Raw genomic sequence first — 16,082 nt, 5'->3', positions numbered from 1 at the left:
CGATGCGGACCACGGGTGCACCGGACCGGATACGGGCGCGTCTGAGGAGCGACCGGGGACAGCTGATCGTCGAGTTCACCGGGATGGTGCCGATCATCCTGGTGACGCTGGTGCTGCTCTGGCAGGCGGTCCTGGTGGGTTACACCTTCACCCTGGCGAGCGGCGCGGCGGACGAAGGCGTACGCAAGGCGGTCGCGGCGGGCGCCTGGGACCGGCGGAGCAGATGCGAGGCCGCCGTGCACGAACGGCTCCCGGGGGCCTGGGACGGGCCTGCCGTGATCAGACGGTGCGGAGCCGAGCGGGGCGACATGGTCGAGGTCAGCCTCACCCTGAAGGCCCCCGTCCTGTTCCCCGGCTTCGCCAGCCTCCCCATCGACGTCGACGCGACGGCCGGCGCGGCCGCGGAAGGGAAGTGACGCGTCATGGCCGTACGCATCCTCCGCGCGGCCGGGCCCGAGGCGGGGCGGGACCGGGACCGCGGCTCGACAGCCCTCGAGTACCTCGGCTTCCTGCCCGTGCTCATCCTCATCGGCCTCGCCGGCCTTCAGCTGGGACTGGTCGCCTACACCGCCCAGCAGGCGGGCACCGGCGCCCGGGCGGCCGCCCGCACCGCCTCGCAGGACGAGCTGTCCGGGTCGTACGACCGCGTCGGCAAGGCGTCGATGACCGGCTGGGTGGCCGACCGCGCGCGGATCTCCCCGCCGACGGGCGGCGACACGGTCACGGTGAGGGTCACCGTGGAGATCCCGGACGTCCTGCTCGGCCTGCTCGGTGACCGGACCGTGGAGAAGTCCGCCACCATGCCCCGCGACTGAGTACACCCATCGCATCCGAGGAGTACCACCCATGAGCCTGCGGGCACGCATCACCGCCCCCGAGGAACGCGGAGGGGGACGGGAGGACGGCCACCTGGTCGCCACGTACCGGGCGAAGCTCCTCGAGGAGATCGACCTCGCGGAGATGTCCTCGCTGGCCGCCGCCGACCGCCGGGCCCGGCTGGAACGCGTCCTGGGCCACATCATCAGCCGGGAGGGCCCGGTCCTCTCCACCGTCGAACGCTCCCAGCTCATCCGCCGGGTCGTCGACGAGGCACTGGGCCTGGGTGTCCTCGAACCGCTCCTGGAGGACGCCTCGATCACGGAGATCATGGTCAACGGCCCCGACCAGATCTTCGTGGAGCGCGCGGGCCGGGTCGAACAGCTCCCGATGCGCTTCGCCAGCCACGAGCAGCTCATGCAGACCATCGAGCGCATCGTCTCCACGGTCAACCGGCGGGTGGACGAGGCCAACCCGATGGTCGACGCCCGCCTGCCCAGCGGCGAGCGCGTCAACGTGATCATCCCGCCGCTCTCGCTCACCGGCGCGACCCTGACCATCCGGCGCTTCCCCCGGTCCTTCTCGCTCCAGGAGATGATCGGCTTCGGCTCGTTGGACCAGCAGATGCTGCTGCTCCTCGCCGGCCTCGTCCAGGCCAGGTTCAACGTGATCGTCTCCGGGGCCACCGGCACGGGCAAGACCACGCTCCTCAACGCGCTCTCCGGGCTCATCCCCGAGGGCGAACGCATCGTGACCATCGAGGACTCGGCCGAGCTCCAGCTCCAGCAGAACCATGTGATCCGGCTGGAGACCCGCCCGGCCAACGTCGAGGGCAAGGGCCAGGTCACCATCCGCGACCTGGTGCGCAACTCCCTGCGCATGCGCCCCGACCGCATCGTCGTCGGTGAGGTCCGCGGCGGCGAGTCGCTCGACATGCTCCAGGCGATGTCCACCGGCCACGACGGCTCGCTGGCCACGGTCCACGCCAACAGCGCGGAGGACGCCCTGATGCGTCTCCAGACCCTCGCCTCCATGTCCGAGATCAAGATCCCCTTCGAGGCGCTGCACGACCAGATCAACAGCGCGGTCGACGTGATCGTCCAGCTGACCCGGCACGCCGACGGCACCAGGAAGGTCACCGAGATCGCGGTGCTCGACTCGCACGGCCGCGACCCCTACCGGATCGTCACGGTGGCGCGGTTCGCCGCCCGGCCGATGTCCACCGACGGGGTGGTCCACGGCGAGTTCCAGGCACTCCCGCTCCCGCGCCGGATCGCCGACCGGCTCTACATGGCCGGACAGCCGATCCCCCAGGCCTTCGGGGTCGCCCCGTCGGACGAACACCTCGCCACCCGAGAGGCCAGATAGGTACCCCGCCATGGACAACCTCGCACCGCTCACCATCGGCGTCACGCTGCTGTGCTGCGTACTCGGCGTCATGGGCCTGCACTCCTACACCTCGGGCAAGGCCCAGCGCGAAGCGCTCGTCGACCGGCTCTCCTCGACGGGGCAGATCGACATGGGCCCCCAGCGCCGCTTCCGGGCCCTGGACCGCCGGCTGCGCCGTACGAAGCTGGGCAAGAGGATCGAGCTGAAACTCGCGGCCACCGGCCTCGACCTCACTCCGGGCGAGTACTTCTTCTACGTCGTGTGCTCGGTGGCGGCCCTCTGGCTGATCGCCGCCTCCGTCCTCGCCTCCTTCTTCGGGCCGCTCGCCGCGATCATCGGTATCTGGAGCGCGAACACCTTCCTCAACTGGCACCGCACCAAGCGCACCGAAGCGTTCATCGGCCAGCTCCCCGAGATCTCCCGGGTCCTGGCCAACGCCACCCAGGCCGGACTCTCCCTGCGCACCTCCATCGCCATGGCCGCCGACGAACTCGACGCACCCGCCGGGGACGAACTCCGTGTCGTCGCCGACCAGCTCGCCGTCGGCCGCACCCTCGACGACGCCCTCGACGAACTCGCCGAGCGCCTGCCCTCACGTGAACTCGTCGTCCTCGTCTCCACCCTGATCCTCTCCAACCGGGCCGGCGGCCAGGTCGTCTCCTCCCTGCGCAACCTCACCGTCACCCTGGAGGAGCGCAAGGAGACCCGGCGCGAGGTCCGCACCCAGCTCTCGCAGGTCAACACCACCGCCTACGCCGTCCCGGCCATCGGCATCGGCGCGATGCTCCTCGTCAACTCGATCCTCCCCGGAGCACTCGACCGTATGACGGGATCGGTCGCCGGCCAGATCGCCGTCATCGTCTCGCTCGGCCTCTACGCCCTCGGCTTCGTCGCCATCCGCCGCATTTCCAAGATCGATATCTGAGGAGGGGACCGGAATGGAACTGCTGCTCGCTCTCGTCGTCGGCCTCAGCGTGCTCGGCGTCTTCAAGGGCGTCCGGATGTACCGCGCCGAGGCCACCCTCCCCGGCGACCTCGCGCTCGCCCTCGAAGTGGGCTCGACCCGCACCACCGCGGTCGGCTCCGGCATCGACCGGCTCGGCATGCGCTGGGCCCCCCTCGTCCTGCGCCTCATGGGGCCCAAGAAGGTCAACGAGAAGCGCCGCAAGATCGACATGGCCGGCAACCCCGGCGGCCTGACGATCGACCGCTACGCCGCCCGCCGCGCCGTCTACAGCGCCCTCGGAGGCTTCGCCGCCTTCGCGATGCTCAGCAGCGGCAAGATCTTCATGGCGCTGTTCATGGTCGCCTTCGGCCTGTTCTGGGGCGAGGTGGGCATCTGGGCCGCCGTCCGCAAGCGGCGGGACGACATCGACCGCACCCTTCCCGACTTCCTCGACGTCCTCGCCGTCGTCGTCTCGGCGGGCCTCGGCTTCCGCCAGGCCCTCGACCGGGTCGCCGAGAAGTACCAGGGCCCCTGGTCCGACGAACTGCGCATCACCCTGCGCCAGATGGACATGGGCGTGAGCCGCCGCCAGGCCTTCGACGAACTGCGCCGGCGCAACGACTCCGAGCAGGTCGCCATGTTCGTCACCGCCCTTCAGCAGGGGGAGGAGCTCGGCGCGCCGATCGTCGACACCCTCATCGCCATCGCCAACGACATGCGCCGCACCGACGCGCAGAACGCCCGGCGCAAGGCCGCCAAGGCGGTCCCGAAGGCCACCCTGATGGTCACCACCTTCATGATCCCCGCCACCATGATCCTCATGGGGGCCGCCATGCTGCTCGGATCCGACACCAGCCTCGGATCCCTCACAGGGGAGTGAGCGGCCACCGATGACGATCTCCCTGCACCCGGAAGCCGAGGAATCACGGCACGCCGCCCTGTCCACGCCCACCGGACCGGCGCCGACCGTCTCCATCCAGGTCAACGCCCTCTCGGCACTGGCCCGCCAGGTGTTCCTCTTCCGGCTCGCCATGATCGCCATCGGTACCCCGCAGGCCCTCGCCAACACCGCCCCCGGCCTCGCGAGCTGGCTCGTCGCCTCCGCCGTCCTGGTGACGGTCGTCGCCTCGTACGCCCTCCACCGCGACTGGGAACGCTTCGGCCCGCTCCTGGTCCGCCACCCGCTGCTGCTCGGCGCCGACACGGGGTTCGGTGCCCTGCTCCTCTTCACCGCCACCCCGGAGTCGTCCCTCGGTTACGCCGTCGTCTGCACCCCGCTCCTGGCCGGACTGCTCTACGGCTGGCGGGCGGCGGGCGTCTTCGCCGGCCTGCAGAGCCTCATCCTGGCCGCCGCCTACGCCGCCGAGGGACAGCTGCGGACCGGCGGCCTGGCCTCGGTCCTGCTCCTGCCCGGCTTCTGCGTCCTCGCAGGGGCGGTCGGCGTCGCCCTGCGCAACCTGATGCTCCGCGTCGGCTCGGCCAGCCAGGCACTCACCGAGACCCGGGCCCGGCTCGCCGTCAGCGTGGCCGTCGAGGACGAACGCGCCCGGCTGGCCCGCGAGATGCACGACTCCGTCGCCAAGACGCTCCACGGCCTGGCCCTCGCCGCCGACGGCCTGGCCCACTCCGCCGACCGCATGGACCCGCTCACCGTCAAACACCAGGCCGAGCTGGTGGCCCGCTCGGCCCGGCGGGCCGCCGCCGAGTCCCGCGAACTCCTCGCCGACCTGCGCCGCGAATCAGGCCTGGACGGTGGGGTCGACATCGTCGGGGAACTCCGTGCCCGGGCCGAGGACTTCACCCGCCGCCACGGCATGGACACCGTGTTCCGCACCCTCGGCGACGCCCCCGTCCCCCCGGTCCCGCAGGTCGTCGCCCGGCAGTTGCTCACCGTCGCCTCCGAGGCGATGGAGAACGCCCACCGGCACGCCCACCCCACCTACCTCGTCGTCCTGGCCGGCATCAAGGGCGACGTCCTGCGCGTCAGCGTGTACGACGACGGCCAGGGCCTCCCCGCGGGCACCACCCTCGACGACCTCAGACGGGCCGGCCACTTCGGCCTCGTCGGCATGGTCGAACGCGCGGCCTCGATCGGCGCCCGCATCCGCATCGGCAAGGGCAGGGCGGCCAAGGGTACCGAGGTACGGCTGGAGCTTCCCCTGGCCGCCCTGGCGCCGGGAATGAGGGCTCCGGGGGCACCGCGGCCCGGGCCGTCTCCGGGCTCGGACAGGGGGCCGTATCCGGGCCCGGAGGGCCAAGGGCCGAGTCCGGGCCTGAACCCCGTTTCCTGACCGGGCGGTCGAACCGGCAGGAGACCCGCTCGACAACCGCTCCGAAACCCGTCCCCATCCCATCCGAGAGGAGGTCGCAGAATGCCGGACGATGTCTCCCGTGCTTCGGGCCGCAACCGGACACCGCAGGCCCATGTCTCCCAGCACACCTCCCCGCACACCGACCCCCCCAGCGCGGAACACAGTTCACCCGGCTTCCCGGCCGTGCAGCACTCCCCGGCAGTCGATGCCCTGCCCCCCTTCCCCGGCGCCCCCGACCTGCCGGACCCCGGCCCTCTGCGGGTCGTGGTCGCCGACGACAACCCCGTCGTCCGGGCGGGACTCGGAGTCCTGCTCAGCGGTCGCGCCGACATCGAGGTCGTGGCCGAGGCCGCGGACGGCCGGGAGGCCTACGACGCGACCGTCCGCCACCGGCCCGACGTGGTCCTGCTGGACGTCCGGATGCCTGGCGTGGACGGTATCTCCGCCTTGCCGCACCTCGTCCAGATTGCACCTGTGATGGTGCTGACGTACAGCCGCGAGACCGAGATCGTCCACGAGGCGCTGCGCCTCGGCGCGGGTGGCTACCTGGTCCACGGCGAGTTCACGGCAGACCAGCTGGTGCAGGCCGTACGGGACACCAGGAGTGGTCGCGCCCCCTTCACCGCCACCGCCTCCAGTGCCCTTCTTGCCCATATGCGCCAGGGTCCGGGGCAGGTGCCGAGGAACCTCCCCGAGGGGCTGGGAACGGCCCTGACGGCCGGCACCGGGCCGGAGGGGGACGACTACCGGGTCCAGTCCCCGGCGGGCGTTGCGCACCCCGCTCCGCCTCCGGGGTCCACCGGCGGGGGAGCGACCGGCCGACCGGAAGGCCTTTCGCACATGCAACCGGTTATGGCACAGTCTTCGACTGACGGGGGCCGCAACCGGCCGCCGGTTCCCGACAGGCGGCAGTACGACCTGAGTGCGAGGGAGGCGGAGGTCATGGATCTCATCGCGTCCGGGATGAGCAACCATCAGATCGCGGCCACCTGCTTCATCAGCGAGAAGACAGTCAAGAACCACATCAACAGGATCTTCACCAAGCTCCACAGCGGCAGCCGCAGTGAAGCGATCGCCCGCTGGCTCGGCACGGCGCCGGGCTCGGGACCTGGGACGAGGGGGACAGGCCGCCATGGCTGAACGGGGGAGGACCGGCCCGGACGCGACGACGCCGACCGGGCCGGGAACGGCAGTACGGGCCCACCGTGCGTTTTGGGCCTGCCTTTGGGCCCTGGGGCCCTGCGCCGGACGGACCGCCCGGCCGTACGTTTCTTCTGTCGCCGACGTCACCGGCCGGGAGGAAGCCGGTACCGCAGGCGCCACCACGAAGACGTGCGAGTCGGCCGCCACCCGGCCGGCCGAACCCGGAGGGGAACACCATGAGCAAGCTGATGCTGAAGGCTTCCGTCAACGCCAAGGTCTGGGCGAACACGTCCGTCGAGCGCATGAAGGCCCGGGCGGACCGGGGGCAGGGCGCGGTGGAGTACCTGGGCATCATCGTGGTGGTGGTGGCGATCATCGGGGTGCTCATGACGACGAACTTCGGAACCACGATCGCGACGGCCATCACCACGCAGATCAGCAAGATCACGGGCGGAGGCGGCGAGTAGTCGCCAGACGTACCCGTGAGGCAGGGCAGGCCTTCCCCATCTACATCGCGGTGGTGGCGGGCCTGCTCTTCCTTGCGTTCGCCTACTTCGCCGTCGGCCAGGCATCGATGAAGAAGAACGAGGCCCAGACGGCCGCCGACGCCGCCGCGCTCGCGGTGGCGCTGGACGCCCGGGACGAGTGGCGGTGGCCCGACGCTTTCGACCCCGAGGAGTGGGACGACCTGCTGAGCGGTCAGCCCACCGGGTCGAGCTCGTGTTCTGCGGGAGCCCTGCTCGCGGCGCAGAACGACGCCCACCAGGACGCCTGTGGCCCGGACGTCGGCCCTGAGACCGCGTACATCGTCGAGGTCACCACCAACAAGACGGTCGGTAGCTCGGTGATAGCCGGTACCAAGACGAAGAAGGCCAGCGCGACTGCCAGAGCGGTGATCGAGCCCCGCTGCCGTATCGAAGAGGACATGCGGCCCGCGCCGCGTCCCCCGAAGGAGGACGACGACGGCGACACGGGTGAGGCCGAGGACCAGAAGTCGTACAAAGTCGTCTGCGATGACGAAGACTTCAGTATCGATCCGAAGAAGCTTGACCTGCTGCCGGACCTGGCAGACCTATTCTCCGTCCACCTGGCCGACAAGTAAGTGAACGTCACCGAGAGGAACACGCCGATGCGTGCAGCCATGACCCGGATTCGCTTCAAGGGGGCAGCTGTCGCCGCCGCCTCCGTAGCCATGGCTGTCGCGCTGACGGCCTGTGGGGGTGATGGTGGATCGGACGAGCCGAAGAGCAAGCCACAAGGCTCATCGGCTGCGCCCTCCAGCCAGAAGGGTGAGGAAGCCGCGCCTGCCGAGGACGACGAGACTCAGGTGATTGCCTCGATCAAGGGTAAGGACGGTGTCGAGGTGGTGATCAGTTCGGCCACGCGCGAAGCGGGGGGATTCGTCACGGTCAAGGGGCGGGTGAAGAACGGCTCGAAGCAGATCTGGGCAGCGGTCGGCTGGCAGGGGACCGAACAGGAGTTGGTCAGCAACGGCGCATCCATGGCGGGAGCGACGTTGGTGGATCAGCAGGGGAAGAAGCGTTATCTCATCCTCCGGGACACCGACGGCCGCTGCCTGTGCACCAAGTTCGAAGGCCTGACGCCAGGGGCGGAGACTCCGTTCTTCGCTCAGTTCCCGGCCCCGCCGCAGAGCACCACCGAAGTCGACTTCCAGATCCCCACCATGCCCACCGCGACGATCAAGATCTCGGGGTGACGACCGCCATGCAGCCACCCGCCCCCACACCGACCGCCCCACGGAGCGCGCTGCGCTGCCGCATCGGTCTCTGCGCCGCCGCGGTGGCCGTCCTCGGTACCTCGGCTCTCTGGGGCGCCCCCACCGCCTCCGCCGACGACGGTCCGACCGCTGTCCCGAGCGCCTCGCCCCCCGTCGAGGTCGACGCCAACTCGCCGGGGCTGATGCTCGGTGACGGCGCGACCCTCGGTGACGTCCGTGTCCTCGACATCAAGTCCATCGTCGAGGACATGGGTGGCGAGGAACGCCGCGAGGACACCAATGCCGACATCACCTTCGCCCTTCAGGCCGAGGTCCTCTTCGGCAAGGACAGCGCCAAGCTGAGCAGCGCCGCCACGGCCCGTATCAACGCCATCGCCGCAGAGATCCAGGCGCAGAACGCGCCCAAGGTGCGGGTCTTCGGGTTCACCGACAACCTCGGTTCCTCCGCCCATGGGGACGTGCTCTCCAAGGAGCGGGCGAATGCCGTCCAGGGAGTGCTGGCACAGAAGCTCCCGAGCGTCACCTTCGAGATCCGCGGGTACGGCGAGCAGTACCCGATCGCCGACAACGACACCGAAGAGGGCCGCAAGAAGAACCGCCGCGTGGAGGTCTCCTTCCCGCGCACCAGCGGCTCGCAGAGCTGACGTAACCGACCGAAGTCGTGGGAGTCGCGGAGCCCTCCGCGACTCCCCGGCAGGGCCGGCGGCGGCACGTGTGCCGCCGTTGCCCGGTCCGGGAACCCCCCGTGGTCGGTCTGCCCGGCCTACCGCCGCCCTGTGACGGTCGAGGAGTGGCCGACGAACCTGGCCAGGCGTCTGCGGCACGCCGATCGGCCGGACGCATCGGACGGCGCCCCGCGCGTCCGTGACGCGGTGGTCTCCGTAGCGGCATCCCCCGGCCCTGTCGTCCCCGCCGGGCGGGGGCGGAGCGTACGGGTCCGTCGCAGGTCGGACGGCGCGCAGGCTCCACCGGCCCGCGTCGGTGGTGTGCGCGGCGCCGGGCGGCACCGGTGGGGGCACGAGGAAGGGCCGGAGCCCCCGGCTCCGGTGGTGACCTCCTGCGGCACAGCGATGAGTCTGTCCGCCTGCGCGCGTCTACCTGTGCGACACCCCGCTCGGGAACACGGAACAGAACGAGGAGACATCTCATGAGCAATGGGCAGACCCCTACGACCGACGGCTTCGCCTACACGCTGACCCGCACCCTGGACGCCCGTGCGGAGACGGTGTGGCGGGCGTGGACGACCCCGGAGCAGTACGCCGGGTGGGCGGGCGCCGCCGCCGGCTCCGTCGAGATGGACGTGCGGCCGGGAGGCGCGTGGAAGGCCACGATGCTCACCCCCGACGGCGGGCAGTTCCCGCTGACCGGCTCCTACATCGAGGTCACCGAGAACCGCCGCCTCGTGATCGGCATGGACGTCCCCGGCAGAGCCGAGCCCGCTGCGATGGCCCTGGAGATCGACCCGCAGGCCGACCACCGCACGCAGATCGTGCTCCAGCAGAGCTGTGACACCGCCGAGGAACGCGACATGGCGGAGCAGGGCAGCACCATGCTCCTCGACGGACTCGCCGCCTTCCTCGCCGCACGGACGAATGGCTGAACACCCTGGGGTCCACCGGGGGAGCGTGGACCAGTTCGGGCCTGCACCGGTCGGTCGACGGCACAGTGCTCCGGCCCTCCGCGTGTCCTGGTAGGAAGGGTGGGTCCGGTTGCGGGGAGCGAGGAGCGGAACGATGGTGTGGTCCCGGAGCGGTGTCGTGGTCGGAGCCGCAGCCCTCTGCCTCGCCCTGTTCCCGGCGGCGGCCACAGCCGAGGACCCACCCGCCTACACCCCCGCCTCCGGCGCCCGGACCGTCCAGGGCACGGAGTCCGGCGTCGACAGCCCGTTCCTCGAGAAGTCGGCCGTCTACGCGGACACCCTCGGGCCGGGCGAGAAGAAGTACTACCGGGTCCGACTGGACGACTCGTCGAACGCCTTCGTCTCGACCGTCGTCGCTCCGCCCCCCGGCACCGAGATCGGTTTCACCGACGGTGTCCGGCTCTCGCTGACCTCGACCGACGGATCGAAGTGCGGCACGGACGTCAGCCTGACGTTCGGCGGCGAGTCCACCCGCCCCGTCGCGGGGGCGGTGTCCCGGCGGATGGAGCGGGACCGGAACTGCCAGGAGGCGGGGGAGTACCTCTACGCCGTGGAGTGGACCGGCCCTTCGGAGAAGGCCGTCGAGCCCTGGCCCCTCGAGTTGACGTACATGGCCGAGCCCGGTCTGAAGCCCGGCGCCGACGAACCCCGGGCGCCGACCGGCTGGAGCTCCGGGGGCCCGCCCGCGCCGAGCACCATGACCCGGAAGGAAGCCGCCGGAGGCACGGGCTTCAACGACGCGGCAGCCGTCCGCGAAGGGGTGTGGCAGGACGAGATCCGGCCCGGTGAGAGCCGCTTCTACCGCGTCCCCGTGGCCTGGGGACAGCAGCTGTTCCTACGGGCGCAGCTGGCCGGCTCCGGGTCTGGCAGCTCGTTCTTCGCAGTCGACGGTCTGCGACTGGAGCTGTACAACACGGCTCGCGCCCGGGTCGCCGACAAGGCCGTCGGCTACACGGGCAAGCCGGCCGGAGTCGAGTTCGGCACCGCTCCCGCCGCGTACGCCAACCGCTTCGCGGCCGAGACGGAAGCGGAGCGAGCGATGCACTTCCAGGGCTGGTACTACGTCCAGGTGACCCTCGGAGACCGGGCCCGTGAGGCCGTGCCCCTCAGGCTGGACGTCGACCTCAGGGGAACGGCACAGTCAGGCCCGCCGTACGACGGTGACCCGGCGGCGGCAGGTTTCGGCCTCGGTGACCCGGTGGCCGGGACAGGGGGCGACCCCGGCATGCGCGTCCTGGGCATCGCGGGCATCGGTACCGGCACGGCCCTGGTACTGGGCCTGGGAGCCTGGTCCTACGCGGCCCGCCGTCGTACGGCCGGAGCCGTCCGGAGCAGGTGATCCGCCTCGCCGGCGGCTTGGATGTCCGGGATCATCTGCCGAAGCGCCTCGCGGCTGTCGGTCGGACAGTGCCCCTCCCGCCCGGGGACGTCGATACCGCCGTCGCCCTGGGCGTCGGCGCCTGTCCGGAAGCACTAGTTCCCGTCGCGGAACGGTTCTTTCCCTTGGATGTATGACCTCGTCGGTCCCCTCGGAGTCGGCGTGCGAGCGTGCGGATGAGACCCCGTGAGCCGCGTGGCGGCACCGTCGTCCTCTCCCTCCGGTCCGAGTGCGCCCCGGTACTGCGCCGACCGGAGCTCGGAGCCACCGCCCCGGGCCTGTGGATGACGAAGGTGGCAACCAGGGAGGGGATGTAAGTGCGCCCGCTCCAGCAGTCCATGGGCGTCCGTGAATCCCCGCTGACCGGTGATCCGCTCCGGCGTGGGGACCGGGTGGGGCGGTGGGGAAATTGGGTCCCAGGGCCCACGCGCCGGGAGCGTCCGGCTCGTACTGTCATGGACAACGAGCTTCGGGGGAAGGCGGGTTGGGGCCGGTATGTCCAGCGTGGGGGTTTCTTCGGGCTACGGCGGTTCCTGGCAGCCGCCTTCCGGCCGGCGTCACGAGATGCCGCAGCTGCTGAGCGTGGCACGCATCCTCGTCCACCTGCTCTTCGCCGTCACGGTGTTCGGCGGGGTGGGCCTGCTGCTGGCGGCCTCAGCCGCCGATGCGCTGGACGCCACCATGCTGGCCCTGGTCGCGTACGGTGCGGCCCCCGGGGTCACCGGCTGGGTGCTGGTACGCCGGGTCCGCACGGGCGGTGCCGGTGTCTGGCGCGGCTTGGTCGCCGTACAGGTCTGGCTGCTGCTCGGCGGGCTGTCCAGCCTCCGGGACGGCTCCTACCGGGGCCTCACGCAGATGTTCCTGCCGCTGCTGATCCTCGTCCTCCTCAGCCACGCGACCAGCAGGTCGTGGTTCCGGCTGGACGCGGCGCAGCGTGAGGAGGGCGGTGACCCCCCGTTCTCCCTGGCCCGGATGATCACCTGGCGGCGCGACCGGGGGCAGTCGACCGTCGAGTACGCCGGGCTGATCGCGCTCGTCGCAGCGATCATTCTGGCCCTGATCCTGGGGGGCGTCGGCGGGCAGATATCCAACGGCCTGCAGTCCGCGATCTGCTCGCTCACCGGGAGCGCGTGCCCCGCAACGGGGGAAGGCGGCGGAACGGTCGAAGCCGGCGGAGAAACCGCACCTCACGAGCCCGGTGACAGCGCGGGAGGCGGGGACGCGGGAGGGGCGAACGGTACGGGTGGCCCCGGAGGTCCCGGTGGTACGGCTGCCGACGGCGGTACGAACGGCACCGGCGGTACGAACGGCACCGGCGGTACGAACGGCACCGGCGGCACGAACGGCACCGGCGGAGGAGAGGCCCTGCCTCCCGTGCCGGCCGGGTGGGAAGAGTCCGAGGACGAGAAGAACGACGCTGCCGGGGACGAGCCGGGCTGGGAGGACGACGAGGCGGAGTCCGCCGGTGACGGGGGCGACGACGAGGGCTGTTTCTCGGGATTCGGCGCCTTCTTCTCCTGCGCGGGCGACAAGATCGGCCAGGTCGGCGGGGGTCTCTTCGTCGACGGCATCTGGGGTGACCTCACCGGCATCTGGGACACGGTCACGGATCTTCCCGGCACGTGGGACGGCCTCAAGGACTACGGCAGCTCGTTGGGCGACGCGTGGTCGGAGGGTACGAAGGACGCCGGTGACAAATGGCGCAAGGGTGACTACTGGGATGCGCTGACCGACTGGGGCGGTGCCTCCGTCGACACCGGACTGACCGTCCTCGACGACATGTTCATCGGCGAGGACGTCAAGGACCAGTGGAAGAACGGTCAGAAGACCCGGGCCGCCACCAACGTCGTATGGAACGTCGGGTCACTCTTCATTCCCGGGTACGGCGAGGCGAAGGTAGTCCAGAAGCTCGGGAAAGTCGGCAAGCTCGGGAAACTGGGCAAGCTCGGCGCGGCCGCCCGGAAGGCGGGCGAGGCGGCGGAACGGGCCCGCAAGGCGGCCGGTAAGGGGGACGTCGAGGGGGCCAGGAAGGCCGCGGACGAGGCCCAGCGGCACGCCGACGACGCGGCCGAGGAACTGGCGGGCAAGGGATGCGTCATCGGTGCGGGGCCGCTCGACAAGAGGCCCCCCGGCACCCGCCCGCTCGGCCCCGGCCTGGACGGCCCCGGCCCGCGGCAGCCCTCGTACGCCGGTGGCGTGAACGCTGCGGGACACGTGGCGGTGGCGTACCGCGTGCAGGGATCGCCCGTCCTCCTCGTCACGCAGAAGAAGTGCGAGGGCGTCGACCAGGACGAGGTCGACGCCGCCGAGCAGGCGCAGAAGGACGCGGACGCGGCGAAGGCGGCGGCGAAGGAAGCCAGTCGCAAGAAGGTGGCCAAGTGGACGAAGCCGTCCTGGTACGGCGACCTGAAGAACCCGCGCAAGGGGTCCAAGGACCTCGGCGACGGCACCTGGAAGGCCAAGAAGTCCGTGGCGTACTGGCCGAGCATGGAACGCTGGATGCGCTACCAGGAACAGGTGTCGGGCGTGAAGCGCGGCAAGGAGTATGCCGTGAAGGACCCCCGGACGGGGCGGGACGTCGACTTCGACGGCTGGGACTCCGCCTCGCAGACGTACAAGGAGGCGAAGTTCGGGTACGGCAAGAAGGTCCGGCCGGACGGCACCCTCGAACCGGGGCAGGCGGCGAAGTTCGTGGAACAGGCGCAGCGCCAGGTACGCGCGGCCCGGGGCAAGCCGGTCGAATGGAACTTCTCCAACCCGAAGGTCGCCGAAGCGGCGCAGAAGGCGTTCGACGACGCCGACGTGGACGTGATCGTGAAGCACACTGCGGTAGAGAAGTAACGTCAGTGGACGCACGAGGGTGGAGAGACGCGGATGTCCGGCGAAGTGGTAGTGAAGGTGTCCTGGGGGCCCCGGCCCGAGTCGTCCCTCGAGCTGGCGGAGCGCTGGCTGGTGATGCTCCGCGGGTTGACGGAGCTCTCGGGTGGTGCGGCGGTCGACTGGCGCTGGGACGTGGACGGCGCGGACACGGGCGAGGTGGTCCCCGACACGGCCGAGGACGTGGCCGTGGTGGTCGAGGCCGGCGGACCGGAGGAGGACGCCGACATCGTCGGCCGGACGGCTGCCGTCGTCGGCAGGTGGCCGGACGGTGGTTACGCCTACCTGCGGGCCAAGGGCGGCGGCAGCGACGAGTACACCCCGTTCACGGCGACGCTCCAGCTGTTCCCCTCCCCAGCAGCAGTGACCGGAACAGCGCCCGGAGCCGCAACCGGGGCGGTGCCCGGGCCGGCCCCTCTCACCGACCGGCTGTCCGAGGCGCTCACCGTTCTCGCCGAGTCCTGGGACCCCGACACGGGGCTGACGTACGACCGGGAGCTGTTCAGCGCGGTCAAGGCCGCCTTCGGCCTGCGCAACTCGCACCCGCGCTGCGGCTGGGCGACGTACCTCTCCGCGAACCGCGCCGCCCTCGTGCCCGCCGACTTCTCCGGTACGCGTCGCTCCACGGCGGGCGGGGGGCTGGTCCTGGACACCGGCGACACCACCGAAGCGGTCGTCGCCGCCCAGCGGACGCTGTCCGCTGCGGGCGCGCTGGAGCCGCTGTCCGCGTCGGCGCCGCGGGCCGCGTGGTGAGTGGGGCGCCGGGGTTCGCGGCCAGGGTGAACGCTGCCCTCGCGGCGGTCGAGGCCCTGCGCACCGGCAGTACCGCACCGCCCTGGGCCGGCTGCGCCGACGCCACCCGATCCGCCCCCGGCGAGGACTTCGCCGTCGTGGCGCTCCGGGTCAGCGAGGACTTCTACGGCCCCGGGGACGGCGGGGCGTCGGAGGCGGCGTACGAGGAGTTCGAGAGCGAGCGCTGGGGGGTGGTTCTCGCGCTGGACGAGCGTTGGGGGCCGCACCGGGTACTCTCCACCGACGCGTATGCCGAACGCGATGTGGAGGGCGGGTCCGTGCCGCCGTTCTTCGAGGCGCTCTTCGAACTCGGCTACTACGGCGACCTGCAGATCTGGGACGTGGGCGACGGGCGCCGGGTCGGGGTCGGGGTGGGGCAGATGGACCGGGAGGAACCGGTCGTACTCTTCGCCGTCCTCCTGACGTCGTCCGCCGTCACATGAGGTCCGGGGCCACGGCGTTCGCCGTCACGTGAGGTCCGGGGTCACGGCGTCCGCCGTCTCATGAGGTCCGTGCCACCGCGTCCGCCCTCACACGGCGCCGCGCACCCCGTAAGGACCGGGCCTCGGCACCTGTCCCGGCGTACCCCGTACCCGGCCCGTCAGATCCACCCCCGCATCGCCGCGAACCCCAGCAGCAGGCCCAGCGAGAAGAGACCGAGCACCACGGCGAACACCGTCGGCATCAGTACCGGACCCCACGCGCCCGGCCCCGCGACGGTGGCCCGCCGCGCCGGGTCCGCCGGGTCGTACGAGACCCGCACCGGTGCCCCGACCTCGAGGCCGAACGGCCCGGGGGAGTGGTCGGTGAACTCCACCTCCCGGCCGTCCGGGGTGCGGAAGGCGAAGACGTACTCGGTGGTGTAGCGCCGCTCCGTCCCCGCGCCCCGGTCCACGACGCGCCGCTCGGAGCACCGCCCCTCGGCATGCGCGCCCCGCCTCATCAGCCCGAGCACCCGGACCAGCCGGAGGGCGGAGCGGCCCGCGAACGCCCCGAGGAACAGGCCGAACACCAGCAGGAAGGTGGCCGTGCCACCGGGCAGTACGTCCATG

General features: G+C 71.3%; 16 protein-coding genes and 1 pseudogene. 16 read left to right on the top strand and 1 reads right to left on the bottom strand.

The annotated features are described in order from the left end of the window. Nucleotides 1-2: 2 nt before the first annotated feature. From BA175_RS10090 to BA175_RS10015, 16 genes and pseudogenes are all read left to right on the top strand, one after another. Nucleotides 3-416, top strand: coding sequence for a TadE/TadG family type IV pilus assembly protein (locus tag BA175_RS10090; RefSeq protein WP_069170964.1), 414 nt, complete (start codon nucleotides 3-5; stop codon nucleotides 414-416). Between the two features lie 6 nt (nucleotides 417-422). Further along, nucleotides 423-815 (top strand): TadE/TadG family type IV pilus assembly protein, encoded by a 393-nt coding sequence (locus BA175_RS10085; RefSeq protein ID WP_069170963.1) that lies wholly within the window; start codon nucleotides 423-425, stop codon nucleotides 813-815. Nucleotides 816-846: 31 nt separating this feature from the next. Next, the gene (locus BA175_RS10080; RefSeq protein WP_069170962.1) at nucleotides 847-2,184 is read left to right on the top strand and encodes a CpaF family protein; all 1,338 of its coding nucleotides are present in this window, start codon (nucleotides 847-849) and stop codon (nucleotides 2,182-2,184) included. Nucleotides 2,185-2,194: 10 nt separating this feature from the next. Continuing rightward, entirely contained in the window at nucleotides 2,195-3,130 is a 936-nt protein-coding gene (locus BA175_RS10075; RefSeq protein WP_069170961.1) for a type II secretion system F family protein, read from the top strand. Between the two features lie 13 nt (nucleotides 3,131-3,143). Further along, entirely contained in the window at nucleotides 3,144-4,031 is an 888-nt protein-coding gene (locus BA175_RS10070; protein ID WP_069170960.1) for a DUF5936 domain-containing protein, read from the top strand. A gap of 10 nt (nucleotides 4,032-4,041) precedes the next feature. After that, nucleotides 4,042-5,442, top strand: coding sequence for a histidine kinase (locus BA175_RS10065; protein WP_069170959.1), 1,401 nt, complete (start codon nucleotides 4,042-4,044; stop codon nucleotides 5,440-5,442). A gap of 81 nt (nucleotides 5,443-5,523) precedes the next feature. Next, the gene (locus BA175_RS10060; RefSeq protein ID WP_069170958.1) at nucleotides 5,524-6,603 is read left to right on the top strand and encodes a response regulator transcription factor; all 1,080 of its coding nucleotides are present in this window, start codon (nucleotides 5,524-5,526) and stop codon (nucleotides 6,601-6,603) included. Between the two features lie 239 nt (nucleotides 6,604-6,842). Further along, complete coding sequence (locus BA175_RS10055) at nucleotides 6,843-7,073, top strand: hypothetical protein (RefSeq protein WP_069170957.1); 231 nt, start codon at nucleotides 6,843-6,845, stop codon at nucleotides 7,071-7,073. 35 nt (nucleotides 7,074-7,108) lie between these two features. Next, nucleotides 7,109-7,708 (top strand): annotated as a pseudogene (locus BA175_RS10050) (pilus assembly protein TadG-related protein); the annotation flags it as partial. A gap of 27 nt (nucleotides 7,709-7,735) precedes the next feature. Next, nucleotides 7,736-8,323: a hypothetical protein gene (locus tag BA175_RS10045; RefSeq protein ID WP_175420795.1), complete on the top strand. Its 588-nt coding sequence runs from the start codon at nucleotides 7,736-7,738 to the stop codon at nucleotides 8,321-8,323. Between the two features lie 8 nt (nucleotides 8,324-8,331). Beyond that, nucleotides 8,332-8,988 carry an OmpA family protein gene (locus BA175_RS10040; RefSeq protein ID WP_069172034.1) on the top strand — a complete coding sequence of 219 codons (657 nt, stop codon included), beginning with the start codon at nucleotides 8,332-8,334 and terminating at the stop codon, nucleotides 8,986-8,988. A 503-nt stretch (nucleotides 8,989-9,491) separates the two neighbouring features. Then, nucleotides 9,492-9,944 (top strand): SRPBCC family protein, encoded by a 453-nt coding sequence (locus BA175_RS10035; RefSeq protein ID WP_069170955.1) that lies wholly within the window; start codon nucleotides 9,492-9,494, stop codon nucleotides 9,942-9,944. A gap of 133 nt (nucleotides 9,945-10,077) precedes the next feature. After that, nucleotides 10,078-11,322: a hypothetical protein gene (locus BA175_RS10030; RefSeq protein WP_069170954.1), complete on the top strand. Its 1,245-nt coding sequence runs from the start codon at nucleotides 10,078-10,080 to the stop codon at nucleotides 11,320-11,322. Between the two features lie 534 nt (nucleotides 11,323-11,856). Continuing rightward, the gene (locus BA175_RS10025; RefSeq protein ID WP_069170953.1) at nucleotides 11,857-14,202 is read left to right on the top strand and encodes a restriction endonuclease fold toxin 5 domain-containing protein; all 2,346 of its coding nucleotides are present in this window, start codon (nucleotides 11,857-11,859) and stop codon (nucleotides 14,200-14,202) included. A gap of 33 nt (nucleotides 14,203-14,235) precedes the next feature. Next, on the top strand, nucleotides 14,236-14,991 hold the full coding sequence (locus tag BA175_RS10020; RefSeq protein ID WP_069170952.1) for a hypothetical protein: 756 nt from the start codon (nucleotides 14,236-14,238) through the stop codon (nucleotides 14,989-14,991). 26 nt (nucleotides 14,992-15,017) lie between these two features. Then, complete coding sequence (locus BA175_RS10015) at nucleotides 15,018-15,473, top strand: hypothetical protein (RefSeq protein ID WP_254667844.1); 456 nt, start codon at nucleotides 15,018-15,020, stop codon at nucleotides 15,471-15,473. A gap of 158 nt (nucleotides 15,474-15,631) precedes the next feature. On the opposite strand, the gene BA175_RS10010 is transcribed toward BA175_RS10015, so the two are convergent. Then, on the bottom strand, nucleotides 15,632-16,081 hold the full coding sequence (locus BA175_RS10010) for a DUF3592 domain-containing protein (RefSeq protein WP_069170950.1): 450 nt from the start codon (nucleotides 16,079-16,081) through the stop codon (nucleotides 15,632-15,634). Nucleotide 16,082 lies beyond the last annotated feature (1 nt).

It is taken from the genome of Streptomyces griseus (genome assembly GCF_001715295.1).
GTDB lineage: Bacteria > Actinomycetota > Actinomycetes > Streptomycetales > Streptomycetaceae > Streptomyces > Streptomyces griseus_G.
The sequence above is the reverse complement of the archived record's forward strand: the minus strand, read 5'-3'. Positions and strand labels throughout refer to the sequence as shown.